The sequence below is a fragment of the Rhodococcus sp. X156 genome (assembly GCF_004006015.1).
Lineage (GTDB): Bacteria > Actinomycetota > Actinomycetes > Mycobacteriales > Mycobacteriaceae > X156.
Map to the genome: position 1 here is coordinate 1,138,312 of NZ_CP034766.1, position 20,606 is coordinate 1,158,917.

At 74.9% G+C, this 20,606-nt stretch carries 19 protein-coding genes; 9 read left to right on the top strand and 10 right to left on the bottom strand.

Annotation, left to right across the window (positions count from 1 at the left end):
- Positions 1 to 135 precede the first annotated feature (135 nt).
- Entirely contained in the window at positions 136 to 1,650 is a 1,515-nt protein-coding gene (gene crtI / locus ELX43_RS05450; protein ID WP_127782481.1) for a phytoene desaturase family protein, read from the bottom strand.
- Complete coding sequence (locus tag ELX43_RS05455) at positions 1,650 to 2,723, bottom strand: polyprenyl synthetase family protein (RefSeq protein ID WP_127782482.1); 1,074 nt, start codon at positions 2,721 to 2,723, stop codon at positions 1,650 to 1,652. The genes crtI and ELX43_RS05455 overlap by 1 nt, the downstream gene beginning before the upstream one ends.
- Positions 2,724 to 2,876: 153 nt before the next feature.
- Here ELX43_RS05455 and metF point away from each other — a divergent pair, with 153 nt between their 5' ends.
- A complete protein-coding gene (gene metF / locus ELX43_RS05460) occupies positions 2,877 to 3,785 on the top strand; it encodes a methylenetetrahydrofolate reductase [NAD(P)H] (RefSeq protein ID WP_127784697.1) in 909 nt (302 codons plus the stop codon).
- A 51-nt stretch (positions 3,786 to 3,836) separates the two neighbouring features.
- A complete protein-coding gene (locus ELX43_RS05465) occupies positions 3,837 to 4,505 on the top strand; it encodes a CDP-alcohol phosphatidyltransferase family protein (protein ID WP_127782483.1) in 669 nt (222 codons plus the stop codon).
- On the opposite strand, the gene ELX43_RS05470 is transcribed toward ELX43_RS05465, so the two are convergent.
- Genes ELX43_RS05470 through ELX43_RS05490 form a run of 5 tightly spaced genes read right to left on the bottom strand, consistent with a single transcriptional unit; the run spans position 4,493 to position 9,367 of the window.
- Entirely contained in the window at positions 4,493 to 5,632 is a 1,140-nt protein-coding gene (locus tag ELX43_RS05470) for a glycosyltransferase family 2 protein (protein WP_127782484.1), read from the bottom strand. The genes ELX43_RS05465 and ELX43_RS05470 overlap by 13 nt on opposite strands.
- Positions 5,633 to 5,634: 2 nt before the next feature.
- Complete coding sequence (locus ELX43_RS05475; RefSeq protein WP_127782485.1) at positions 5,635 to 6,276, bottom strand: DUF3153 domain-containing protein; 642 nt, start codon at positions 6,274 to 6,276, stop codon at positions 5,635 to 5,637.
- A 10-nt stretch (positions 6,277 to 6,286) separates the two neighbouring features.
- The gene (locus ELX43_RS05480; protein ID WP_241249799.1) at positions 6,287 to 7,183 is read right to left on the bottom strand and encodes a carotenoid biosynthesis protein; all 897 of its coding nucleotides are present in this window, start codon (positions 7,181 to 7,183) and stop codon (positions 6,287 to 6,289) included.
- A complete protein-coding gene (locus ELX43_RS05485; protein WP_127782486.1) occupies positions 7,180 to 8,781 on the bottom strand; it encodes an NAD(P)/FAD-dependent oxidoreductase in 1,602 nt (533 codons plus the stop codon). Before ELX43_RS05485 ends, ELX43_RS05480 begins: the two co-directional genes overlap by 4 nt.
- Positions 8,782 to 8,800: 19 nt before the next feature.
- The gene (locus ELX43_RS05490; protein WP_206518195.1) at positions 8,801 to 9,367 is read right to left on the bottom strand and encodes a GNAT family N-acetyltransferase; all 567 of its coding nucleotides are present in this window, start codon (positions 9,365 to 9,367) and stop codon (positions 8,801 to 8,803) included.
- 199 nt (positions 9,368 to 9,566) lie between these two features.
- On the opposite strand from ELX43_RS05490, the gene ELX43_RS05495 reads away from it, so the two are divergent.
- From ELX43_RS05495 to ELX43_RS05510, 4 genes are all read left to right on the top strand, one after another.
- Positions 9,567 to 10,043 (top strand): SAV_6107 family HEPN domain-containing protein, encoded by a 477-nt coding sequence (locus ELX43_RS05495; protein WP_127782488.1) that lies wholly within the window; start codon positions 9,567 to 9,569, stop codon positions 10,041 to 10,043.
- An 80-nt stretch (positions 10,044 to 10,123) separates the two neighbouring features.
- On the top strand, positions 10,124 to 10,894 hold the full coding sequence (locus tag ELX43_RS05500) for a class I SAM-dependent methyltransferase (RefSeq protein WP_206518115.1): 771 nt from the start codon (positions 10,124 to 10,126) through the stop codon (positions 10,892 to 10,894).
- Between the two features lie 14 nt (positions 10,895 to 10,908).
- The gene (gene dinB / locus ELX43_RS05505) at positions 10,909 to 12,150 is read left to right on the top strand and encodes a DNA polymerase IV (RefSeq protein ID WP_127782489.1); all 1,242 of its coding nucleotides are present in this window, start codon (positions 10,909 to 10,911) and stop codon (positions 12,148 to 12,150) included.
- Positions 12,151 to 12,311: 161 nt separating this feature from the next.
- Complete coding sequence (locus ELX43_RS05510; protein ID WP_127782490.1) at positions 12,312 to 12,725, top strand: DUF3040 domain-containing protein; 414 nt, start codon at positions 12,312 to 12,314, stop codon at positions 12,723 to 12,725.
- A 187-nt stretch (positions 12,726 to 12,912) separates the two neighbouring features.
- Here the strand turns inward: ELX43_RS05510 and ELX43_RS05515 are convergent, their stop codons facing one another.
- Genes ELX43_RS05515 through ELX43_RS05525 form a run of 3 tightly spaced genes read right to left on the bottom strand, consistent with a single transcriptional unit; the run spans position 12,913 to position 17,489 of the window.
- Positions 12,913 to 15,162 (bottom strand): DUF3488 and transglutaminase-like domain-containing protein, encoded by a 2,250-nt coding sequence (locus ELX43_RS05515; RefSeq protein WP_127782491.1) that lies wholly within the window; start codon positions 15,160 to 15,162, stop codon positions 12,913 to 12,915.
- The gene (locus tag ELX43_RS05520) at positions 15,159 to 16,331 is read right to left on the bottom strand and encodes a DUF58 domain-containing protein (RefSeq protein ID WP_127782492.1); all 1,173 of its coding nucleotides are present in this window, start codon (positions 16,329 to 16,331) and stop codon (positions 15,159 to 15,161) included. Before ELX43_RS05520 ends, ELX43_RS05515 begins: the two co-directional genes overlap by 4 nt.
- Positions 16,332 to 17,489 (bottom strand): MoxR family ATPase, encoded by a 1,158-nt coding sequence (locus ELX43_RS05525; RefSeq protein WP_127782493.1) that lies wholly within the window; start codon positions 17,487 to 17,489, stop codon positions 16,332 to 16,334. It abuts the gene before it with no gap.
- Between the two features lie 485 nt (positions 17,490 to 17,974).
- On the opposite strand from ELX43_RS05525, the gene mraZ reads away from it, so the two are divergent.
- The 3 genes from mraZ (at position 17,975) to ELX43_RS05540 (ending at position 20,500) form a co-directional block, all read left to right on the top strand.
- Positions 17,975 to 18,406, top strand: a complete 432-nt coding sequence (mraZ, locus tag ELX43_RS05530) for a division/cell wall cluster transcriptional repressor MraZ (RefSeq protein ID WP_127784700.1) — start codon at positions 17,975 to 17,977, stop codon at positions 18,404 to 18,406.
- Positions 18,407 to 18,608: 202 nt separating this feature from the next.
- Positions 18,609 to 19,601, top strand: coding sequence for a 16S rRNA (cytosine(1402)-N(4))-methyltransferase RsmH (gene rsmH / locus ELX43_RS05535; RefSeq protein WP_241249800.1), 993 nt, complete (start codon positions 18,609 to 18,611; stop codon positions 19,599 to 19,601).
- A complete protein-coding gene (locus tag ELX43_RS05540) occupies positions 19,598 to 20,500 on the top strand; it encodes a hypothetical protein (protein ID WP_127782495.1) in 903 nt (300 codons plus the stop codon). The genes rsmH and ELX43_RS05540 overlap by 4 nt, the downstream gene beginning before the upstream one ends.
- The last annotated feature ends 106 nt before the right edge of the window (positions 20,501 to 20,606 follow it).

Consider the following 20,606-nt stretch of genomic DNA (forward strand, 5'->3'; position numbering starts at 1 on the left):
CGTTGCCGCTTCGAGATCGTTCGCGAAGACTGGTGGGCGCTGTCATCACCGAGCATCATCCCCCATGGCCCGTGGGCAACGACGCGCGAATCGAGTGATGTTGCCGTCTCGTGACCGTACTTCCCGTTGTACCACTCACCCGGTGACGCGCTGGGCCGCAAGCCGACCGGAGATGACGGTGGTGGGCACGCCGACGCCGGGGGTGGTGCCGCAGCCGGCCAGCACCGCGTTGTCCAGCCCGGGCACCAGGTTGCCGCGGCGGAACGGCCCGGTCTGGGCGACGGTGTGCGCCGCCGAAAAGGGGGTGCCGGCCGCCATGCCCTGCGCGGCCCACCCGGCCGGGGTGACCAGCTCGTGCACCGTGAGGTGCTCGGCGATGCCGGTGTAGCCGCGGGCCTCGAGCACGCCGAGCAGCTCGTCGCGGTAGGCCGGGCCCAGGGTGTCCCAGTCCAGCGGGGCGGTGCGCAGGTTGGGGCACGGGGCCAGGATGTAGCAGAGCTCCTGGCCGTCGGGGGCGAGCGTGGGGTCGGTGAGGCTGGGGCGGGTGACCAGCAGGGACGGGTCGCTCATCAGCCGGCCGCGGCCGGGTCGGCCGCCGGCGATGATCTCGGTGAACGTCTGCTTCCAGGCGGCGCCGAAGTCGATGGTGTGGTGCGCGGCCTCCGGCCAGCCAGCGGTGACCTCCCGGGACACCCCGCCGTGCAGGACCACGGCCGAGGGCGCCCAGCGGGTGGGCAGCCGGCGGCGGTGCGGGCGGCCCAGGAGCTCGTCCACCAGCGGCAGGTCGGGAGTGAGGACCACGGCGTCGCAGGCGATGCGCTCGCCGGCGGCGGTGCGCACCGCGCTGACCCGGTCGCCGTCGTGCTCCAGCTCGGCCACCTCGGTGCCCAGCTGCAGCTTGGCGCCGCCGGTGACCGCGGCGTCGGCCATGGCCTGGGCGACGGCGTGCATGCCGCCCTCGGGGAAGTACACCCCGGCCACGGTGTCCATGTAGGAGATGACGCCGTAGGCCGCCCGCGCCCGCTGCGGTGCCACGCCGGCGTAGAGGGCCTGGAAGGTGAAGATCCGGCGCAGCCGCTCGTCGGTGACGTGCGCGCCGACCTTGCCGGCGAGGCTGGCGAGCCCACCCAGCCTGGTGAAGCGGGACAGGTCGGCCAGCGCGGCGCGGGAGGACACCATGTCCAGCGGGGAGTCGAAGTTGCCGCCGATGAAGCGGTCGATCTCGGCGTCGTACATGGCGGTGAGCCAGGTGCGCAGCCGCCGGTAGCCCGCCGCGTCGGCCGCGCCCATCTTGGCGCGCACCTCGGCCTCCATGGCGTCGGGATCGGTGTGCACGTCCAGGGTGGTGCCGTCGGCGTAGCGGGCCCGGTAGGCGGGGTCGAGCCGGTGCAGCCGCACGGTGTCGTGCAGGGACGCGCCGACCGCGGACAGCGCGTCGTCGATCAGCTCGGGCATGGTGAGCACGGTGGGCCCGGTGTCGATGCGGTAGCCGTCGACGTCGAGGCGCCCCATCCGCCCACCCGGCAGGTCGTCGCGCTCGAGGAGGGTGACCGCGCGGCCGGCGCCGAGCAGGTGCAGGGCCGCGGACAGCCCGGCGAGCCCCGCCCCCACGACGACCACGTGGTCGGTGGGGCCGGCGACGGTGCGCATCAGTAGCTCCGGCTGGTGGCGGACTCGGCCATGGCCTGCAGCTCCTTGCGGGCCAGCGGCTCCACCAGGTCGGTGTCCATGGCGGCCAGGCCGCTGGCGGTGAGCTCGGTGATGCGCTGCTCCACCTCGTCCACCGCACCCAGGCGAACCAGCGCGCGGCGCAGCTCGGCGATGGTGTCGGCGTCGAGCGTGCGGCCCAGGGAGCGGCGCAGCAGCGCGGCGGTGGCGGGCTCGGTGGCGTCGGCGCGCTGCAGGGCCAGCGCCACCAGCAGGGTGCGCTTGCCCTCTCGCAGGTCGTCACCGGCGGGCTTGCCGGTCACCTCCGGGTCGCCGAACACCCCGAGCAGGTCGTCGCGCAGCTGGAAGGCCACCCCGATGTCGGCGCCGAAGCAGCTGTAGGCCGCCATCATCTCCGGGGAGCCACCGGCCAGGGCGCCGCCGAGGTGCAGCGGTCGCTCGATGGTGTACGCCGCGGTCTTGAAGCGGTCGATGCGCAGCGCGGCCTCGGGGGTCTCGTCGCGGCGGGCGTCGGCGGAGACGTCCAGGTACTGCCCGCCCAGCATCTCGGTGCGCATGGACTCCCAGAACGGCAGCGCCCGGGCCAGCGCGGGGGCGGGCAGGTCGGCCGCGCGGAGCATGTCGTCGGCCCAGGCCAGCGCCAGGTCGCCCAGCAGCACCGCCGCGGCCAGGCCGAAGCGCTCGGCGTCGCCGTGCCAGCCCATGTCGCGGTGGCGCTGGGTGAACTCGGTGTGCACGGTGGGGAAGCCGCGGCGAGTGTCGGAGTCGTCCATCAGGTCGTCGTGCACCAGCGCGCAGGCCTGGATCAGCTCCAGCGCGGAGCAGGCCCGCAGCACCCGGGTGGCCTCCGGGCCGTCGGGATCACCGCCGGCGCCGCGCCAGCCCCACCAGGCGAAGCTGGGACGCACCCGCTTGCCGCCCCGCAGGACGAACTCCTCGAGGGCGCGGGCGGCCTCGGTGAAGAGCGGATCGACCCGCGTGGTCTGGGCGCGGCGGCTCGCGAAGAAGGTGGTGAGCTCGTGCTCCACCGCGGTGGCGAGGGTCGAAACGGACATGGGCTGAGAGTGTCACGACGTGCTAATGATCGCACGTGACCGGGGGCTCTCTATGCTGGTTCGGTGGTTACCGCGCAGAGCCCGACACCCGTCCCCACCTCGGAGAACCAGCTGTCAGGGGTCCCCGAGGACTCCTCCGGCACCCCGTCGGTGGTGGAGCGCATCCGCTCCGGACGTGACGGACGTCCCACTTTCTCCTTCGAGTTCTCCCCGCCGCGCGACGAGGTGGGCGAGGCGCAGCTGTGGCGGACGGTGCGGATCCTGGAGCAGCTGCAGCCGGCGTTCGTGTCCATGACCTACGGCGCGGGCGGCTCCACCCGCGACCGCACCGTGCGGATCACCGGCCAGCTGGCCACGGAGACCACGCTGCTGCCGGTGGCCCACCTGACCGCGGTGTCGCACTCCGCCGAGCAGCTGCGCAGCGTCATCGGGGCCTACGCCGACGCCGGCATCCGCAACGTGCTGGCGCTGCGCGGCGACCCGCCCGGCGACCCGCTGGGGGAGTGGCAGCAGCACCCCGACGGCCTGGAGCACGCCTCCGACCTGGTGCGCCTGGTCCGCAGCCTCGGTGACTTCACCGTGGGCGTGGCCGCCTTCCCGGAGGGCCACCACCGCTCGCCCGACCTCGACCACGATGCTCGGCACTTCGTGAACAAGCTGCGTGCCGGCGCGGAGTACTCCATCACCCAGATGTTCTTCCGGGCGGAGGACTACCTGGGCCTGCGCGACCGGGTGGTCAGGCTCGACCCCGAGCAGGGCGAGAAGCCGATCGTGCCGGGCATCATGCCCATCACCTCGCTGCGCTCGGTGAAGCGGATGGCCGAGCTGTCCGGCAAGGAGGTGCCGCCGGAGGTGGTGCAGCGCCTGGAGCGCGCCGCCGGCACCGGCGAGGTGGAGGACAAGGACGCGGTGCGCCGTGAGGGCGTGGCCATCGCCGCGGAGCTCTCGCAGCGGCTGATCGACGAGGGTGTGCCCTGCCTGCACTTCTACACGCTGAACTTCTCCCGGGCGACGCTCGAGGTGCTCACCGAGCTGGGCATGGTGCAGCCCAAGCAGGGTTAGCCCGCCCGACGCCGGCCCGCCGTGACCGGCGCGCTCGGTTACCGTCGGGGCGTGGCGACCGAGCGTGGACCTCGCCCCCGCCGGACCCCGGTCGGCGGCGTGCAGGCCTACCTCGACGGGTGGTCGGCCCAGCACCAGGGAATCACCCCGGACGACGTGCCGCTGCTGTCCGGCTGGCTGCGGGTGATGTACGTCCTCGCCGTGCCGCTGGTGCGGCTGCGCGTCACGCCGGACGTGCTGACTGCGGTGGGGCTGCTGGTGTCGCTGGCGGTGCCGGTGCTCGCCGAGGCCGGGCTGCCCGTGGTGGCAGCCGTGGCGGTGCTGGTGTCGGTGGCGATGGACGGTCTCGACGGCGCGGTGGCCGTGCTGTCCGGCCGGGTCAGTCGCTACGGGCGGGCGCTGGACTCCGTCGCCGACCGCTTCTCCGAGCTGGCCTGGTGGGTGGCGCTGGTGCTCACCGCGGGGGTGCCGGTGTGGCAGGTGGTGGTGTTCGGGGCGCTGGCGCTGGGCATGGAGGCCAGCCGGGCCCGCGGCGGTCGCTACGGCGCGATCACGGTGTGGGAGCGCCCCTCCCGTGCGGTGCTGGCGGTGGTGGGGCTGGTGGCGGTGGAGTGGGACGCCACCGGGTTCACCGGCCCGGCCACCGGTTGGGTGGGCGTGGTGCTGGCGGTGCTGGGTGCGGCGCACCTGGTTCACGCCCGGCGGGCTCACGCCAGGTAGCGGTTCTTCCAGCTCAGCCGCCCGCGGCGGTGGTCGCGGTGCGAGGCGGCCGTCATCCCCGCCAGCGCCAGCACGCCCAGCGGCTGGGTCAGCGCGTCCGGCCAGGCTCGGCTGCCACCGACGCGGGCGGCGATCACCCGCGAGCCGACCGCAGCCAGGTACCCGGCCACCCCCCAGCGGCGGGTGGCGCCGCGGCCGAGCACCGCCGCCGCGGGTGGGAGCACGTAGGCCGCGCCGAGCACCGCGAACAGCGCCACCGCCGTGACCGGTGTGCCGAAGGCCGTCCACAGCGACTTGCCGTAGCCCGCGCGCAGCTCGGCCGCGCTGGTGTACATGCGGCAGCTGGCCAGCTCCGAGCCGTCGGCCGGCGTGGTGCGGTAGCCGTGCCGACGCAGCGCCCGGGCCAGCTCCAGGTCCTCCAGCACCGCGCCGGCGACCGCGGAGTGCCCACCGACCGCGGCGTAGGCGGCGGTGTCCACCACCAGCAGCTGCCCGCACACCGCAGCCATGGACGGGCGGTGCGAGCGCAGGGCCACCGGCAGCGGCAGCGTGCTCAGCCAGCTCCACTGCTGCAGCGGCTGCACCAGCCGCTCGGCTGCGGTCTCGGCCACCTGCACCGGCCACGGGCACACCAGCGCGGTGCCGGTGTCGTGCAGCAGGGCCACCCCGGCGGCCACCGCGTCCGGGGCCAGCCGCACGTCGGCGTCGACGAACACCAGCACCTCGGGGCGGTGGGCCGGCTCCGCCAGGGCCAGCTCGGCCAACCGGTGGCAGGCGGCGGACTTGCCGAGCCAGCCCGGTGGCGGACCGTCGGTGCGGCGGTGCACCGACACCCGCTCGTCACCACCGGCGGCGATGGTCGCCGCGGCGGAGGTGCCGTCGGTGGAGTCGTCGTCGAGCACCAGCACCCGCAGCCGCGGCACGTGCTGCTGGGCCCGCAGGTCGGCCAGCAGCTGAGGCAGCCGGGCGGCCTCGTTGCGGGCCGGCACGCACACCGTCACCGGGTGCTGCACCGGGGCGACGGGTCGGCGCGGGCGCGGCAGCACCAGGCTGTTCAGCGCCGCGGTGAGCAGCCCGGACCAGGCCAGCGCCGTCCCGCAGCTGAGCAGCAGGGGAGCGCGGCGCACGCTCAGCGCAGCTCGCGCTCGCGCTGCAGCCGAGCGGTGTAGTTGCGGTCCTTGAGGGCCATCCACACCACCAGCGCCGAGGCGCCGAGCACCAGCAGGATCATCACCACGAACCAGGTGAAGTAGCCGCGGGTGCCCGGATCCTGGTACGTGGCGGCAGCCTGGATGTTGGTGAGCTCGCCTGCGGGCAGGTTCCAGCTCACGCCGGTGCTGCCGTCGCGCTCGCCGTTGGTGCTGGTCACCTCGCCGGGGAAGTTCACCCGCAGCTGCACGTCGGCACCCTCCTTGCGCAGGGAGGTGAGGTTCACCGAGCCGTCCAGGTTCACCACCTCGCCCGAGCGGCGCACGTTCAGCCGGTACTGGTTGCCGCTGTAGCTGGTCATGGTGGTCAGCTGCTGCAGCTCCGAGAAGGAGAGGTTGCTGAAGTACACCTGGCTGCCCTGGTAGCCGTCCTGGTCGTAGCTGCGGACGCTGACCCGGTCGGCGATCGCCGAGGGTGCCTCCACCTTGGGCGCCTGGGCGCCGCCCTGGGTGGCGATGATGATCTCGCCGGTCACCTTGTCGTCGCCGGAGACACCCATCGTCATCCTGGCCCGCAGGCACCCGCTGAGCAGGGGAAGCATCACGAGTAGCAGCAGCGCCACGGCTGCCGACCTACGGATGCGGGGCTGCCGGGTCTTCGAGAGGTGCACGGGCCCATCGTGCCAGTCGGCCGCCGCGGCGAGCCGGGCGTGCGACTTCGGCGCGCCGGTGATCTTGGCCGCCGCCGTGAGTCGCGCCACCCCGGAGCAGGGCGCGCAGCAGCGGGACACCGAGCAGGCCCATCGCCACGAAGCCGTAGACCGCCGAGGCGGGCAGGTCCAGGAACACCGCGTGCGCCAGCGCCGAGCCCAGCCAGGTCCACAGGTACAGCGCCAGCGGCAGCTCGTCGGGCTGCAGGCGGTCCGGTCGGGTCTGCGGCAGCGCCTCCAGCGCCGCGACCATCACCGCGGCGGTGAGCACCCAGCCCAGGTAGTTGCTCACCGGGATGTCGTCAAGGAAGGGCAGCGTGGCCGAGCCCGGCATCCACGTCCACCGCCCGTCCGCGACCATCTGCGGGTCGAGGTAGAGGTCCCACGCCGCCAGGCCCACGGTGGCCAGCAGCAGCCGCCGGCCCCGAGCGCCCCCGGCCACCGTGCTGGCCGCGCACCAGGCCGGGTAGGCGCCGGCGGTCCAGGCCAGCCCGATGATCACCGGCACGGTGGAGACGGTGGGGCCCAGGCGGCCGGTGGCGTAGTCGTAGGCGCCGAAGGGGAAGCCGGTGGCGGTGCCCAGCATCTCCACCAGGAACCCGCCCACCGCGGTGACGGCCAGCAAACCGGCGGTCCATTGCAGCCCGCGGGTGGACGCGGCGTGCACGGTGCAGGCCGCCGCGAGCAGCAGCACCACCGCCACGCTCACGTCGTCGCGGGCGGAGCCCTGGGTCAGCGGGTAGGTGATCTGGGCGAGCACGGCCACCCCACCCAGCACCCACGCGGCGCGACGACCGAGCCGAGCCGAGCGAGCGCTCACCGCTGGCCCAGGCGCTGCTGGGTGGCGGTGACGGTGCGGCGCAGCAGCCCGCCCCTGGCGTCCTTGAGCACCAGGGCGGCGGTGTTGCGCCCGCTGGCCCCGGCCACGCCGCCGCCGGGGTGGGTGGAGGCCCCGGTCAGGTAGAGCCCGTCCAGGCCGGGCACCCGGTAGCCAGCCAGCTCCGGCGCAGGACGCCACAGCATCATCTGGTCCATCGACATCTCCACGTGCATGACGTTGCCGCCGATCAGCCGCAGCTCGCGCTCCAGGTCCAGCGGCGTCTGCACGTGCCGGTGCAGCTCGGTGGCCGCGAAGCCAGGGGCCAGCGCGTCCACCTCGGCGATGATGCGGTCCGCCTCGGCCTGGCCGACGTCGTCCCAGCTGCGCCCGCCGCTGAGCCGGTAGGGGTGCCACTGCGCCCACAGCGACAGCTGCTGCTCACCCTCGGGCACGGTGCTGCGGTCGAGGGTGGAGAAGCTCATGGCCAGCACCACCGGCCTGGGCGGCAGCTCACCGGCCAGCGCCGCGCCGTGCGCGGCGTGCAGCTGGCGGCGGTCGCTGACCAGCAGCTGCAGGCCCGCGTGCGGGGAGTCGTGCGGGGAGGCGCTGCTGTACTGCGGCAGCCCGGAGGTGGCCAGGCGCACCACCATGCCGATGCCCGGGCCCACCCGCACCCCACGGCGCCAGCGGGCCTGCTCGGCGGTGCGCTCGCCGCCGGCGGCCAGCAGGTCCAGCGTGGTGAGCACGTGGCAGCCGGCCACCACGGTGCGAGCCTGCAGCCGGCGCCCGCTGGCGGTGCGCACCTGCCAACCGTCGATGCCCCGGCGCAGCGAGGTGACCGCGTCGCCCAGGCAGATCTCGCCGCCGTCGGAGCGCAGCCGGGAGGCCAGTGCCTTCGTGAGCGCGCCGCTGCCGCCGATCGCCCGGCCCGGCGGGATGGAGTGCATGGCGGCGGCGAAGCCCACCATCGGCGCGGTGCCCACCTCGGACGTGGGCGGGCCGGACTGCGCACCGAACCAGGCCAGCGCGGCGCGCAGCCGCTCGTCGTCGAACCACTCCTCCAGCAGCGCGTCGCCGGAGGTGAGGAACTCCCGGGACAGCCGCGCGGGGTTGCCCTGGGAGTCCATGCCCCAGAACGAGCGCAGCAGGTGCCCGGGCGTGGGCGGCCCGGCGAAGGCGGCGAGCACCCGCACGCTGCGCGGGCCCCACTCGGCGACGAAGCGCCGGTAGGCGTCGGCCTCGGACGCCCCGCACGCGGCCTCGATGGAGGCGCAGGTGGTGTCCAGGTCGCGGTGGAAGACCAGGGCGGGGGCGTCGCTGCCGGCCGGGGCGGGGGCGAAGGCCCACGGGTCGCAGTCGGCGTAGCTCAGGCCGTGCGCGGCGAGGTCGAGCTCCTCGATGATGCCCAGGTGGCGGACCATGAGGTGGGCCGAGGAGCCGCGGTCGACCTGGTGGCCGGGGAAGCGCTCGACGGTGGAGACGGCGCCGCCGAGCACGGTGTCGGCCTCCAGCACCGTGACGTCCAGGCCACTGCGGGCGAGGTAGCAGGCACTGACCAGGGCGTTGTGGCCGGAGCCCACCACGATGACGTCATGCACGCCCCGACCGTAGCGGCCCTCACAGCGGCAGGTCGCGCCCAAGCACTGCGAAGGGGCGTGAGTCACCGGCAAAGCTGAACTGCCGCAGCACGTCGGTGAAGCCCAGCCGCCGGTAGAGGTGCCAGGCCCGGTTCTCCTCCTCCGCCACCTCCGGGGTGGACAGCAGCACCCGCTGCTCCGGGCGACCGGTGAGCAGCCGGCGCAGCATCGCCTCGCCCAGCCCCTGGCCCTGCGCGCTGGGCAGCACGTGCAGCTCGGTCAGCTCGAAGTACTCGCCCAGCAGCACGTCGACCTCGTGCGGGGGGATGCCGCGAGCCAGCAGCCCGCCGCGCACCTCCTCGCACCACCACTGCCGCCGGGCACCCCGGTAGCCGTAGGCGATGCCGAGCAGCTGGCCGGTGGGGACGGGGCCCGCCGCGCGGCCGGCCTCCCGGTTCTCCCGCTCGCCGGGGCCCGGATCGCCCACTGCGGCCACCGCGTGCCACCCCACGCGCAACGCGTGCTCGGCCCACATCGGGGCGCGCTGCCGCTCGGTTCCGCGTGGATAACCCATGGCTGCGACGTAGATCCCCAGCGCCTCGCCCATCCTGGCGTGCAGTGCGTCCCGAGACAGGTCAACCACGGTCACGCTCACCGCGCCATCACACCACGACCTGGTCTTGACGCCGGGGGCGGCGGGGGCGCTACAGTGGCGCTGTCGAACAAGTGTTCGAACAGCGATCTGGCTGCCGCTGCGGTCTGGGTGGCCTGGTGATGAGCGGGTGCGAGTGGTGGAGGTGTGCGCGATGGCTGAGGTCATGACGGCGGTGGAGAAGGTGCGGGCCGGGATGCGACGGCCAGCTGGGCAGCGGACGGCTGGACAGCGGGCGGCCGGGCAGGTTTCGGCCGTGCAGGGCGCCCGCGCGGCGGCCGCGCTGCTGGAGCAGGCGGAGGTCGGCCTGCAGCAGGCCCGGCGGGCCGCGGCGGTGGAGCTCCGCTTCTCCCAGGCCCAGCTGGCCGCGCTGCGGGCCGGGGCGGCGGTGCTGGCCACCCGCGCGCAGCCCATCTGCGCCGGTGCTGCCCCGGTGCGCTCCCGGCCGAACAGCGTCTGGCTGCTGCTGGGCCGGGTGGCGCCGGAGCTGGGGGAGTGGTCGGAGTTCTTCGCCGCGCAGGCCGTCACCCGCAGCATCACCACCCGCGACGCCGACGACCTGCTGCGCCAGGCGGAGCAGTTCCTCGGCCTGGCCCGCGCCGCCGCCTGCCGCAACCGGGGGCACCGGTGAGCCTGGGCCGCTCGGCCCCGGCCCGCCGCGCGGGTGCCACTAGAGTGCGGAGCCGTGAAAAGACCTGCGAGGATGTCCCGGTGACCGAGCGCCAGTCCAGGCACCGGGGCGCCACTGCCGAGGGCGACCGGAACGTCCTGGTGCACGGGGCGATCCGCCGTGAGGTGCTGCGCCGCGAGGCCGGGCAGCCGTGCCGCGTGCTCGACGTCGGCGGGGGCTCCGGCGGGTGGGCGGTGCCGCTGGCCGAGCTCGGCTGCGACGTCACCGTGGTCGACCCCAGCCCGGACGCGCTGGCCTCCCTGGCGCGCCGTGCCCGAGAGACCGGCGCGACCGCGCAGGTCACCGCGGTGCAGGGCGACATGGACTGCCTCGGCGAGCTGGTGGCCCCCGGCACCGCGGACGTGGTCCTGGCCCACGGGGTGCTCGAGGTGGTCGAGGACGTGCCCGCCGCCATGCACGCGCTGGTCACCGCGCTGGCCCCCGGCGGGGTGCTCTCGGTGCTGGTGGCCGGCCGGGCCGCGGCGGTGCTGCACCGCGCGCTGGCCGGGCGGCTGGCCGACGCCGCTCGGGTGCTCACCGACCCCGACGGCCGCTTCGGCGAGCACGACCCGCTGCTGCGCCGCTTCGACCTGCCCGGGCTGACCACGCTGCTCACCTCGTCGGGACTGGTGGTGGAGCTGGTGCAGGGTGACGCCGCGCTCAGCGACCTGGTGCCCTCCGCGTCGCTGGAGGCCGGCTCGCAGGCCGCCGTCCAGCTGCACGAGCTGGACGCCCTGGCCAGCGGCACGAGCCCGCTGCGGGAGATCGCCAGTCGGCTGCACGCCCTGGCCCGTCTGCCGCTGAACGTCTAGGGGGCCGCAGCGCCATGGGCCGCAGCGGCGACCTGGCCAGCCACCCCGACCGGGACGCGGCGGGCGCCGACGACGCCGGCTGCCCGGTGCTGCACGTGGACATGGACGCCTTCTACGCCTCCGTCGAGGTGCGCGAGGCCCCGCACCTGGCCGGGCTGCCGGTGGTGGTGGCCGGCGGCGACAACCGGGGCGTGGTGGTCTCGGCGACCTACCCGGCGCGGCGCTACGGGGTGCGTGCGGCCATGCCCACCAGCCAGGCTCGGCGGCTGTGCCCGCGGGCGGTGTTCGTGCCGCCCCGCTTCCCGCTCTACACCGAGGCGTCCCGGCTGGTGATGGACATCTTCCGGGGGATCACGCCGCTGGTGGAGCCGCTGAGCCTGGACGAGGCCTTCCTCGACGTCTCCGGGGCGCTGCGCCGGCTGGGCACCACGCCAGCCGGGGTCGCCGCGCAGATCCGCCGGCAGGTGCAGGAGACCACTGCGCTGACCTGCTCGGTGGGGGTGGCGCGCACCAAGTCCATGGCCAAGCTGGCCTCGGCCATGGCCAAGCCGGACGGGGTGATGGTCGTCCCCGTGGTGCGGGAGCGGGAGATCCTGCACGCGCTGCCGGTGGGGGCGCTGTACGGGGTGGGCGCGCGCACCGGGGAGGTGCTCACCGGCCACGGGCTGCGCACCGTCGGCGACCTGGCGGGTACCGACCTGCACGTGCTGCAGCAGTGGGTGGGCCGGGCCAGCGGCGCCCACCTGCACGCCCTGGCCAACGGCCAGGACGACCGCTCCGTGGTGCCCGACTCGGTGGAGAAGTCCGTCGGCGCGGAGGAGACCTTCAGCACCGACCTCTACGACACCGCCGCGCTGCGCCGCGAGCTGCTGCGCCTGGCCCAGCGGACCACGGCGGGGCTGCGCCGCAAGAACGTGCGGGCGCGCACCGTGTCCATCAAGGTCCGCTACGCCGACTTCACCACCCTCACCCGGTCCCGGACGCTGCGGGTGCCCACCGACGTGGCCCACGAGGTGTACCAGTGCGCCTGCGACCTGTTGGACGGGTTGGGGCCTCGTGCTCAGGCCGTGCGCCTCGTGGGGGTGCGGGCGGAGCAGCTCGTGGCGGCCTCCGCCGCGGTGGAACAGCTCGAGCTCGGTGCCCCCGAGCACGGCTGGCGCGACGCGGAGAAGGCGGCCGACCGGTTGCGCTCCCGCTTCGGCGACAGCGTGCTGCGCCCCGCCACCCTCCTCGAGGGTCGAGAGCGCGAGCACTGACCGAAGAGATCAACTTCAGCCGGCTGCACCCCTGCCCTGACTTTGGGTGGTCTCCCGCCCGCCAGACTCGTACGATGTCGAGTAGATGCCCGGCAGGTCGGGCATTCGTTGACTCCGACGGGGAGCCGACAGCCCAAGACCTCAGTGCCGGGGGAGGGACAGTGCCACTCTCGGAGCACGAGCAGCGACTGCTCGATCAGATCGAGTCCGCGCTGTACGCGGAAGATCCGAAATTTGCCTCCAACGTTCGAACGGGTCGAGGGCTGCGTGTTGGCCATCGACGCGGTGTTCAGTCAGTCGCGGTGTTCCTCCTCGGGCTGGTCCTGCTGGTCGGTGGAATTGCGCTGCCCCTCAAGCCCGGGGGCGTCCCCGTGGTGAGCGTGCTCGGCTTCCTGGTGATGTTCGCTGCGGGCGTCCTGCTGCTCCTCGGCAGGGGTCGAGCGGACGCACCCGGTGCGGGAGACGGTGCTTCCGGGCACGGCCGCCGCGAGACCCGCAGCACCAATCGCTCCGACGGTGGTGGGTTCTCCGCCAAGATGGAAGAGCGCTTCAAGCGTCGCTTCGACCAGGAGTAGTCGGCAGCACAGGCCGCCGCGAGCTGGCCAGGCACGACCACGACGAGGGCTGCCGGACGAGACATCGTCCGGCAGCCCTCGTCCTGTGTCCGGCCCTGTGCCCCAGCCGACCCCGGCTCCTGGCGGCCCGGTGCCCGCGGCCGGAGCTGACTGTCCAGGGTGGACTCCCCGGACCCGGGGCCGACCCCTACCCGGTGTGCTCGAGCTCCCGGGGTGCGCGGCCGGCCCAGCGGGGGCACAGCACCGACAGCGGCAGCGCACGCCGCAGCCAGGGCAGCGGGGCGCAGCGGTGCTCGGCGGCGGTCAACCTCTGCAGGGCTTCCCGGCACGAGCGCTCGGTCCCGGCCGTCGCGCTGGGGTCGCCGTACCAGGCGAGCTCCACCGCTTCCACCAGCCCGGCGACGGCGGCACGGCCCGGCTCGTCCAGGCCGAGCTCGTCGCTCAGGCGCTGTCCACTGGTGCGCGCGGTGTCGGAGCTGCTCAGCTGCAGCCCGTGGTCGGCGGCGACGTCGACCAGCTCGGCCCAGGCCGCGTCCGCGCTGCCCACCGCCATCCGCCGGGAGCGCCGGCTGCGGCGCAGCACCACCGGCACGCAGCAGATGGCGCCCAGCAGCGTCACCGCCAGCACCGTCCACCCCACGGCAGCGGCCAGGTTGGAGGAGGTGGCCGGGGGAGCCGCCGCCGGCTGCGGCTCGTCCTCCGGAGCGGGGGTGGGGGGCGGGGGCGTCTCGGTCGGAGCCGCTGGCGCCGGCTGGGGTGCGGGTGCCGGGGCGGCCGCGGGTGCGGCGCTCTCCGGCGCGGCGTCCCCGGCCGTGGCCTCGCGGACGTAGCTGGGCACGTTGTTGCGTCCCTGGGCCAGCGGCGTGGGATCGAACCGCACCCAGCCCACCCCGGTGAAGTACACCTCCACCCAGGCGTGGGCGTCGTCGGTGGTCACCGTCCGCTGGCTGGCGTCGCCGGTACCGGGGGTGTAGCCCAGCACCACCCGGGAGGCGATACCCAGCTCGCGCAGCATCACGCCCATGGCGGAGGCGTACTGCTCGCAGAACCCGCGCCTGCTGCGGGTGAGGAAGTCCACCAGTGCGTCCTCGCCGACCGTGCCGTCGCCGGCGCGCAGGTCGTAGGTGAAGCCGTTGGCCCGGTTGGTGAAGAAGTCGCTGAGCAGCACCGCTGCGTCGAAGGTCGTGGGGGCGGAGCCGGCCACCTGCCGGGCCAGCGCGGACACCCGGGGGTCCACCCCGTCGAGCTGGCGCCACCGCGCGTCCACCCCGGCCTGGCTCTGCTGCCCGGCCCCCACTGCGCGCAGCCGCTCGACGGAGGTGCCCGGGTCCACCGCCTGCACGACGTAGCTCGGCAGCTGCTGGCGCTGGCTGGCCTGCAGCACCCCGGCCTCGGCGTTGTACCGGTACCCGCGCAGCTGTTCGTCCAGGCCGCGCAGGGCCACCGGGATGCCGGGCGAGGGCAGCCAGCGGTCGTTGTAGCCCAACCCGCGGATGGTGACGTCCTGCGGGCTGCCCACCAGCCCCTGCTGGGCCAGCCGGTCGCCGGCGGGCGTGCCCGCGGGCAGCTCCTCGACCACCCAGCCCCGGTCGTTGACGAAGGTGTCCAGGGTGACCGCCCGCAGGTAGGTCGGCGCCGTCATCCCCTCCACGGTGAACAGCGGGATGCTCTCGCGGGTGAGGTCGCCGCGCAGCTCGGTGAAGGGGTTGAGCGCCACCCCGTCGGAGCCGCCGCTGGTGCCCTGCAGCCGGGCGGAGGTGCCCACCCCGGTGGCGGCCGTGCCCACCCACAGCGCGCAGGCCAGGGCGCCGGCCACCGACACCGCCACCAACGGTGAGCGCAGCCCGGTCATGCCCGCCGACGGACCGGCCAGCGCAGCGCGTCGACTGCCGTCGGAGAGCAGCAGCAGCAGCACCCCCAGCGCACCGAGCGCGAACGACCACCACGCCAGCAGCGTGCTGGACAGCGACGCGGGCACCGCCACCACGCACAGCAGCACCAGTCCAGCCACCGCCGGCGTCTGGATGCCCGCCACCAGCAGGTCCACCAGCACGGCCGCGCACCCCAGGCACAGCACCAGCAGCAGCAGCATCTCGTCGGTGACGGCCACCGGCGACTGCTCGTTGGCGATCTGCGCACCCGCGCCGGACAGCAGCTCGCGCAGCCGGGTCAGGGCCGCGGGGCCGGGCAGCGCGGTGCCGGCGAAGGAGGCACACAGCAGCACCCCCAGGGCGAGCAGCTGCCCCACAGGCACTAGGAAGTGCGGGACGCGCACCAGCCGCAGCACCACACCCACGGCCGCGACGGTGGCGAAGGTGCCCGCCACGGGCAGCACCCAGCGGCTGGAGGTGAACAGGGTGGCCAGCGCTGCGCTGGCCAGCAGCAGGGCGAGCGCACCCACCAGGGCCTGCGCCGGCCGGGCGTCGCGGAACGTCACCGCCCCACCGACCCGGCGGCGGAGAACGCCGGCAGCAGGTCCGCCAGCGGGGTGCTGCCGCCCACGGCCGTCACCAGCCAACCCGCACCGGTCAGCAGGGGGACGCCGTCGCCGGGCAGCAGGTGGGCCACCGTGCCGGCCGCCCCCACCCGTGCGCGGTGCTCGAGCAGCACGGTGGCGTCGGCGGCGCCGGGCTCGCCGAGCACCGCCACCAGCTCGTCGCTCCCGGCCACCGCCAGCGCCGGGCCCAGCTCGGTGGTGGCGGACAGGCCAAGCACGGCCAGCTGGTCCAGGCCGGACCCGCCCGGTGCCAGCACCGCGGCGTCGGCGGTGACCACCCGCACCGGGGTGCTGGTGCGACGCAGGTGCTCGGCGAGGCTGGCCGCCAGGCTCACGGCGCGCTCGAAGGCCGGCTCACCCGCAGGCCCGCCGAAGGCGGAGTCCCGGTTGTCCAGCAGCACCGTCACCCGGGCGCGCTGGCCCTGCTCGGCGGTGCGCACCATCAGCTCGTCGCGGCGCGCGGAGCTGCGCCAGTGGATGCTGCGGATCTCGTCGCCGGGGACGTACCCGCGCAGCTGCGTGTCGCGGACGGCGTGGCCGCTGCTGGCCCGGGCGGCGGTCTCGGCGCCCGCCGCCCCACCCAGCACCACGGGCCGCAGCGGCTCCACCCGGGGCCGCACCAGCACCGGGGTGGCCGCGCCCACCGGGCGCTGCACCTGCACCAGGCCCAGCGCGTCGGTCAGCGACACCCGCAGCGGTCCCACCCGGTGCTCGCCGCGGCGGGTGGGCAGCAGGGCGTGCTGCAGCACCGCGCTCTCCCGGGCGCGCAGCCGGGGCAGCGCCAGCACGGCGTCGCGGCCGAGCTCGGCGGGCACCGGGTCGAGCACCAGCAGCCCACCGGCGGGCTGCCGGGCCACCGCGCGCACCTCGGTGGTCACCGGGCAGGGCTGCCCCACCGACGCCGGCTCCGGGCCCACCGACCGGCTGACCTCCAGCCGCAGCGGCAGCAGGGTGTGCAGCAGGGCGGTGAGCACGGGCAGCACCAGCAGCAGCACACCGGCGCGAAGCAGGTCGCGCTCGTCCAGGACCAGTGCGCACACCATGCAGGCCACTCCCGCGGCGACCAGGCAGCGCCCGCGGGTGGTCAGGCCCGACAGCGGCGAGCTCACTCAGCGCGCCGCGCGCGGAGCCGGACCGCCTCGCGGCACGGGAGTGCGGCCGACGATCTCCTGCACCACCGCAGCCGCGTCGCGTCGGGCGGCCACCGCCTCGCCGGAGAGCAGCAGGCGGTGGGCCAGCACCGGCTCGGCCACGGCGATCACGTCGTCGGGCAGCACGTGGGCGCGACCGGCCATCGCCGCGTGGGCCCGGGCGGCGCGGACCACGTGCAGGGTGGCGCGCGGCGAGGCACCCAGGCGCACCAGCGGAGAGGTGCGGGTGGCGCTCACCAGGGTCACCACGTACCGGCGCAGCTCGGCAGAGACGTGCACGTCGCGGACGGCGTCGATCATCCGGCTCACCTCGGCGGCCGAGCAGGCGGGCACCAGCTGGCCCACCGCGTCGTGGCCGGAGTGGGTGTCGATCATCATCAGCTCGGCCTCGGCCGAGGGGTAGCCCAGCGACACGCGGGTGGTGAAGCGGTCGCGCTGGGCCTCGGGCAGGGGGTAGGTGCCCTCCATCTCCACCGGGTTCTGGGTGGCGAGCACCATGAACGGCTCGGCGAGCTGGTAGGTGTGGCCGTCCACGGTGACCTGCTGCTCCTCCATGCACTCCAGCAGGGCAGACTGGGTCTTGGGCGAGGCCCGGTTGATCTCGTCGGCCACCAGCAGGTTGGCGAACACCGGTCCGGGCTGGAACTCGAACTCCCCGTTCTGGCGGTCGTAGATGGACACCCCGGTGACGTCGCTGGGCATCAGGTCCGGAGTGAACTGGATGCGCGATACCGAGGAGTCGACGGCACGGGCGAGCGCCTTGGCCAGCGCGGTCTTGCCCACGCCCGGAACGTCCTCCAGCAGCAGGTGGCCGCCGGCCAGCAGGGTGAGCACGGCCGTGCGCACCACTGCCGTCTTGCCCACCAGCACCTGCTCGACGGTGGCCACCACCCGCTCGGCCGTCTCGGCCACCTCGCTCACCGTCCACTGTGTGGCCGTCGACTGGGTGGCCGGCTGCTGCGCCGTGGCCGTCGACTGGGTGGTGGCGTGGCGCCCGTTGGTCTGGTGCGCGGAGCCGTCGGGCGCCCCGTCCCGGCCGTGCGCCGACGACCCCGGTCGCGCGAGCTCCTGCTCCCAGGCGCCGTCGAAGCCGCCCGTGGTCCGCGGTCTGCTCACGTGTGTCCTTCCCGGCGGTGCGGGCGGCCGCCGGCTGCGCCGCACGGCGGGCAGTGACGGTGACGTCCCAGGTCTCTCCACGAGTGTGCCAAACCTGCGGGTGGCGTGTTCGGACGAGCGCGGGGCCCGCCCGGGTGCCGGGCGTCCGGTGCTCCCGCTCCCCACCACCCACCACGCCCCACCATGACCGTCAGCGAGCCGGGGCGGACCCCGCCAGGGCGCTCTGCGACCAGGTGAACGGGGCCGGAAGGGGTCGCTGCGCGGCCGAGGGCAGGGCGGTCGCCCCACTCGCCCCCCACCGCGAACCGCCTTCTGCTACCTGCGAAAACGCCGTGAAGCGCCCGGTTTTTCCCGGTTGTGTCGGCTTGATAGTGGGCCCTGGTGGGGTAAGGTGGTGCGAAGTGGGGTGATGTGCAGCACCACCCTCGCGGACGAGCCGGGCGGCGGGGGAGTGGGGAGGTGCGGACATGGTCGAGATGAAGCCGATGTTCCTGGGCACCTACACCCCCAAGCTGGACGACAAGGGCCGGCTCACGCTGCCGGCCAAGTTCCGCGACGCCCTGGCCGGCGGAGTCATGGTCACCAAGGGTCAGGACCACAGCCTCGCCGTCTACCCGCGCGAGGAGTTCATCGTGCGGGCCCGCAAGGCGGCCGAGGCCTCCCGCACCAACGAGACGGCCCGGGCCTTCGTCCGGGCCCTCGCCGCCGGCACCGACGAGCAGCACCCGGACGGGCAGGGTCGCATCAGCCTCTCGGCCGACCACCGCCGCTACGCCGGCCTGGCCAAGGAGTGCGTAGTAGTCGGCTCGGTGGACTTCCTGGAGATCTGGGACGCCCAGGCCTGGCAGACCTACCTGGACGCCAACGAGGAGAGCTTCTCCCAAGGACGGGAGGAGGCGCTGGGCGACATCCTCTGAGCAGCGGCACCCACGGGTGTCCCGAGGCCTCCGTCCGAGGTTGGCCCTGACGCACTTCCCCGGCGTCAGGTCACCTTCGTTCGGACGGGGACCTCCCGACATCCGTCGCCACCGCGATCAGCCAGCCAGCTCAGCACCCGCCCCGCACTACCCCGGCCCACCCCAGCGCCCCAACACCCAGCGAGCAGACGAGGAGGACACCGTGGCACCCGAGCCAGACGGCCAGCAGCAGCCCGAGCAGCACCGGCACGTCCCCGTGCTCCGCGACCGCGTCACCGAGCTGCTCGAGCCGGCCCTGGCGCCCGGCAGCGTGCTCATCGACGCCACCCTCGGTCTCGGTGGGCACGCCGAGCACCTGCTCGCACGCAACCCGGGCATCCGCCTCATCGGCCTGGACCGCGACCCCGACGCCCTGGCGATGGCGGGGGAGCGGCTCGCGCCATACCGCAACCGGATCACCCTGGTGCACACCGTCTACGACGGCATCTACGACGCGCTCGAGCAGGCCGGGCTGGGCCGCGGCGGCCTGGTGCAGGGCGTGCTGTTCGACCTGGGCGTGTCCTCCATGCAGCTCGACGCCACCGAGCGCGGCTTCGCGTACAGCAAGGACGCCCCGCTGGACATGCGGATGGACCCGACCACGGGCATCACCGCCGCCGAGGTGCTCAACACCTACTCCCACGGCCAGCTGGCCCGGGTGCTGTCCACCTACGGCGAGGAGCGCTTCGCCGGACGGATCGCCTCGGAGGTGCTGCGCCAGCGCGAGCGCGAGCCCTTCACCACCAGCGCCCGCCTGGTGGAGGCCATCTACGCCGCCGTCCCCGCCGCCACCCGCCGCACCGGGGGGCACCCCGCCAAGCGCACCTTCCAGGCGCTGCGCATCGAGGTCAACGGAGAGCTGGACGCGCTGCGCGCCGCACTGCCCGCGGCCATCGACGCGCTCGGCGTGGGCGGGCGCATGGTGGTGATGTCCTACCAGTCGCTGGAGGACCGGGTGACCAAGCACGAGCTGGCCCCGCGACTGCGCTCCAACACCCCCGAGGGACTGCCCGTGGAGCTGCCCGGGCAGGGCCCCGAGCTGGAGTCCCTCACCCGGGGCGCCGAGCGCGCGAGCGAGACCGAGATCGAGGAAAACCCGCGGGCTGCACCGGTACGACTCCGTGCCGTGCAGCGCATCTCCAGGAGGCCGGCATGACCGCACCCACCCGTACCCGTCCGGCCCCCACCCGTCGCGCCCCGCGCAACGCCCCGCCCACCCGGCGTGGTGGACGCTCGGTGGCCGCGCAGCGCGCCTACGAGCGCAAGGTCGACCGCACGCAGCGGTGGAACCACCTGGTGCCGGAGCAGCTGGCCAGCGTGGCCGTGGCCCGCAAGGTGCCCTTCGTGGTGCTGGTCATCGCCCTGCTCGGCCTCGGCCTCGTGAGCACGCTGTGGCTGTCCACCAACTCCGCGGCCAGCTCCTACCAGATCACCGACGCGCAGAAGGAGAACCGGCTGCTCTCCGAGCGGGTGGAAGCCCTGCAGCGCGACGTGGCCACCATGGACTCCGCCGCCGCGCTGGCCACCCGGGCCAAGCAGCTGGGCATGGTGCCCAGCACCAACGTCGCCCGCCTGTCGGTGGGTCCGGACGGCGCCGTCACCGTGGTCGGCAGCCCGGCCCCGGCCGCGCCGCCCGCCGGCCCGCCCCCCGCCCCGCAGGTGGCCGGCGTGCCGCCGGTGGGTGCCGCGCCGTCGCCGGTGGCCACCCAGCAGATCGCCCCGGCCACCCGCGCCGGTGCCGAGACCCCCACCGCGGGCGCCACCACCCCGACCACCCCGAGCGCCACCACCCCGCGCGCCACCCGGCCGACCAGCAGCGCTCCTGCCGGCACCAGCGCCCCCGCCGCCGACAGCCGCCCGGCAGCCCCTGCGACCCAGGCCCCCGCTCCGGCCGCCCCGACCCGGGTCGCCACCATCCCACCGACCCCGGTGCCCCCGGTGGCCGAGGCCGCCACCACGCCGGGCGCGCCTCCCGCGGCTCCCGCTGTCCCGCAGGCACACTCTGAGCAGATCCAGCCGGGGGCGGCCCCGGCCACTGCCGGTGGAGGAGCCTGATGCCCGACGATCGACGCGCACCGCGATCGGCCTCGGCAGCTCGGAGCTCCACCCGCAGGATGAGCCTGCGGCGACGTGACACCGGCCCGCGCACCGTCCGTCCCGC

Bases quoted from the DNA above. Each gene is read 5' to 3' on its own strand.
- crtI (WP_127782481.1), bottom strand. From the start codon at position 1,650: ATGCGCACCGTCGCCGGCCCCACCGACCACGTGGTCGTCGTGGGGGCG.
- ELX43_RS05455 (WP_127782482.1), bottom strand. From the start codon at position 2,723: ATGTCCGTTTCGACCCTCGCCACCGCGGTGGAGCACGAGCTCACCACC.
- ELX43_RS05490 (WP_206518195.1), bottom strand. From the start codon at position 9,367: ATGGGCGAGGCGCTGGGGATCTACGTCGCAGCCATGGGTTATCCACGC.
- ELX43_RS05495 (WP_127782488.1), top strand. From the start codon at position 9,567: ATGGCTGAGGTCATGACGGCGGTGGAGAAGGTGCGGGCCGGGATGCGA.
- dinB (WP_127782489.1), top strand. From the start codon at position 10,909: ATGGGCCGCAGCGGCGACCTGGCCAGCCACCCCGACCGGGACGCGGCG.
- mraZ (WP_127784700.1), top strand. From the start codon at position 17,975: ATGTTCCTGGGCACCTACACCCCCAAGCTGGACGACAAGGGCCGGCTC.
- ELX43_RS05540 (WP_127782495.1), top strand. From the start codon at position 19,598: ATGACCGCACCCACCCGTACCCGTCCGGCCCCCACCCGTCGCGCCCCG.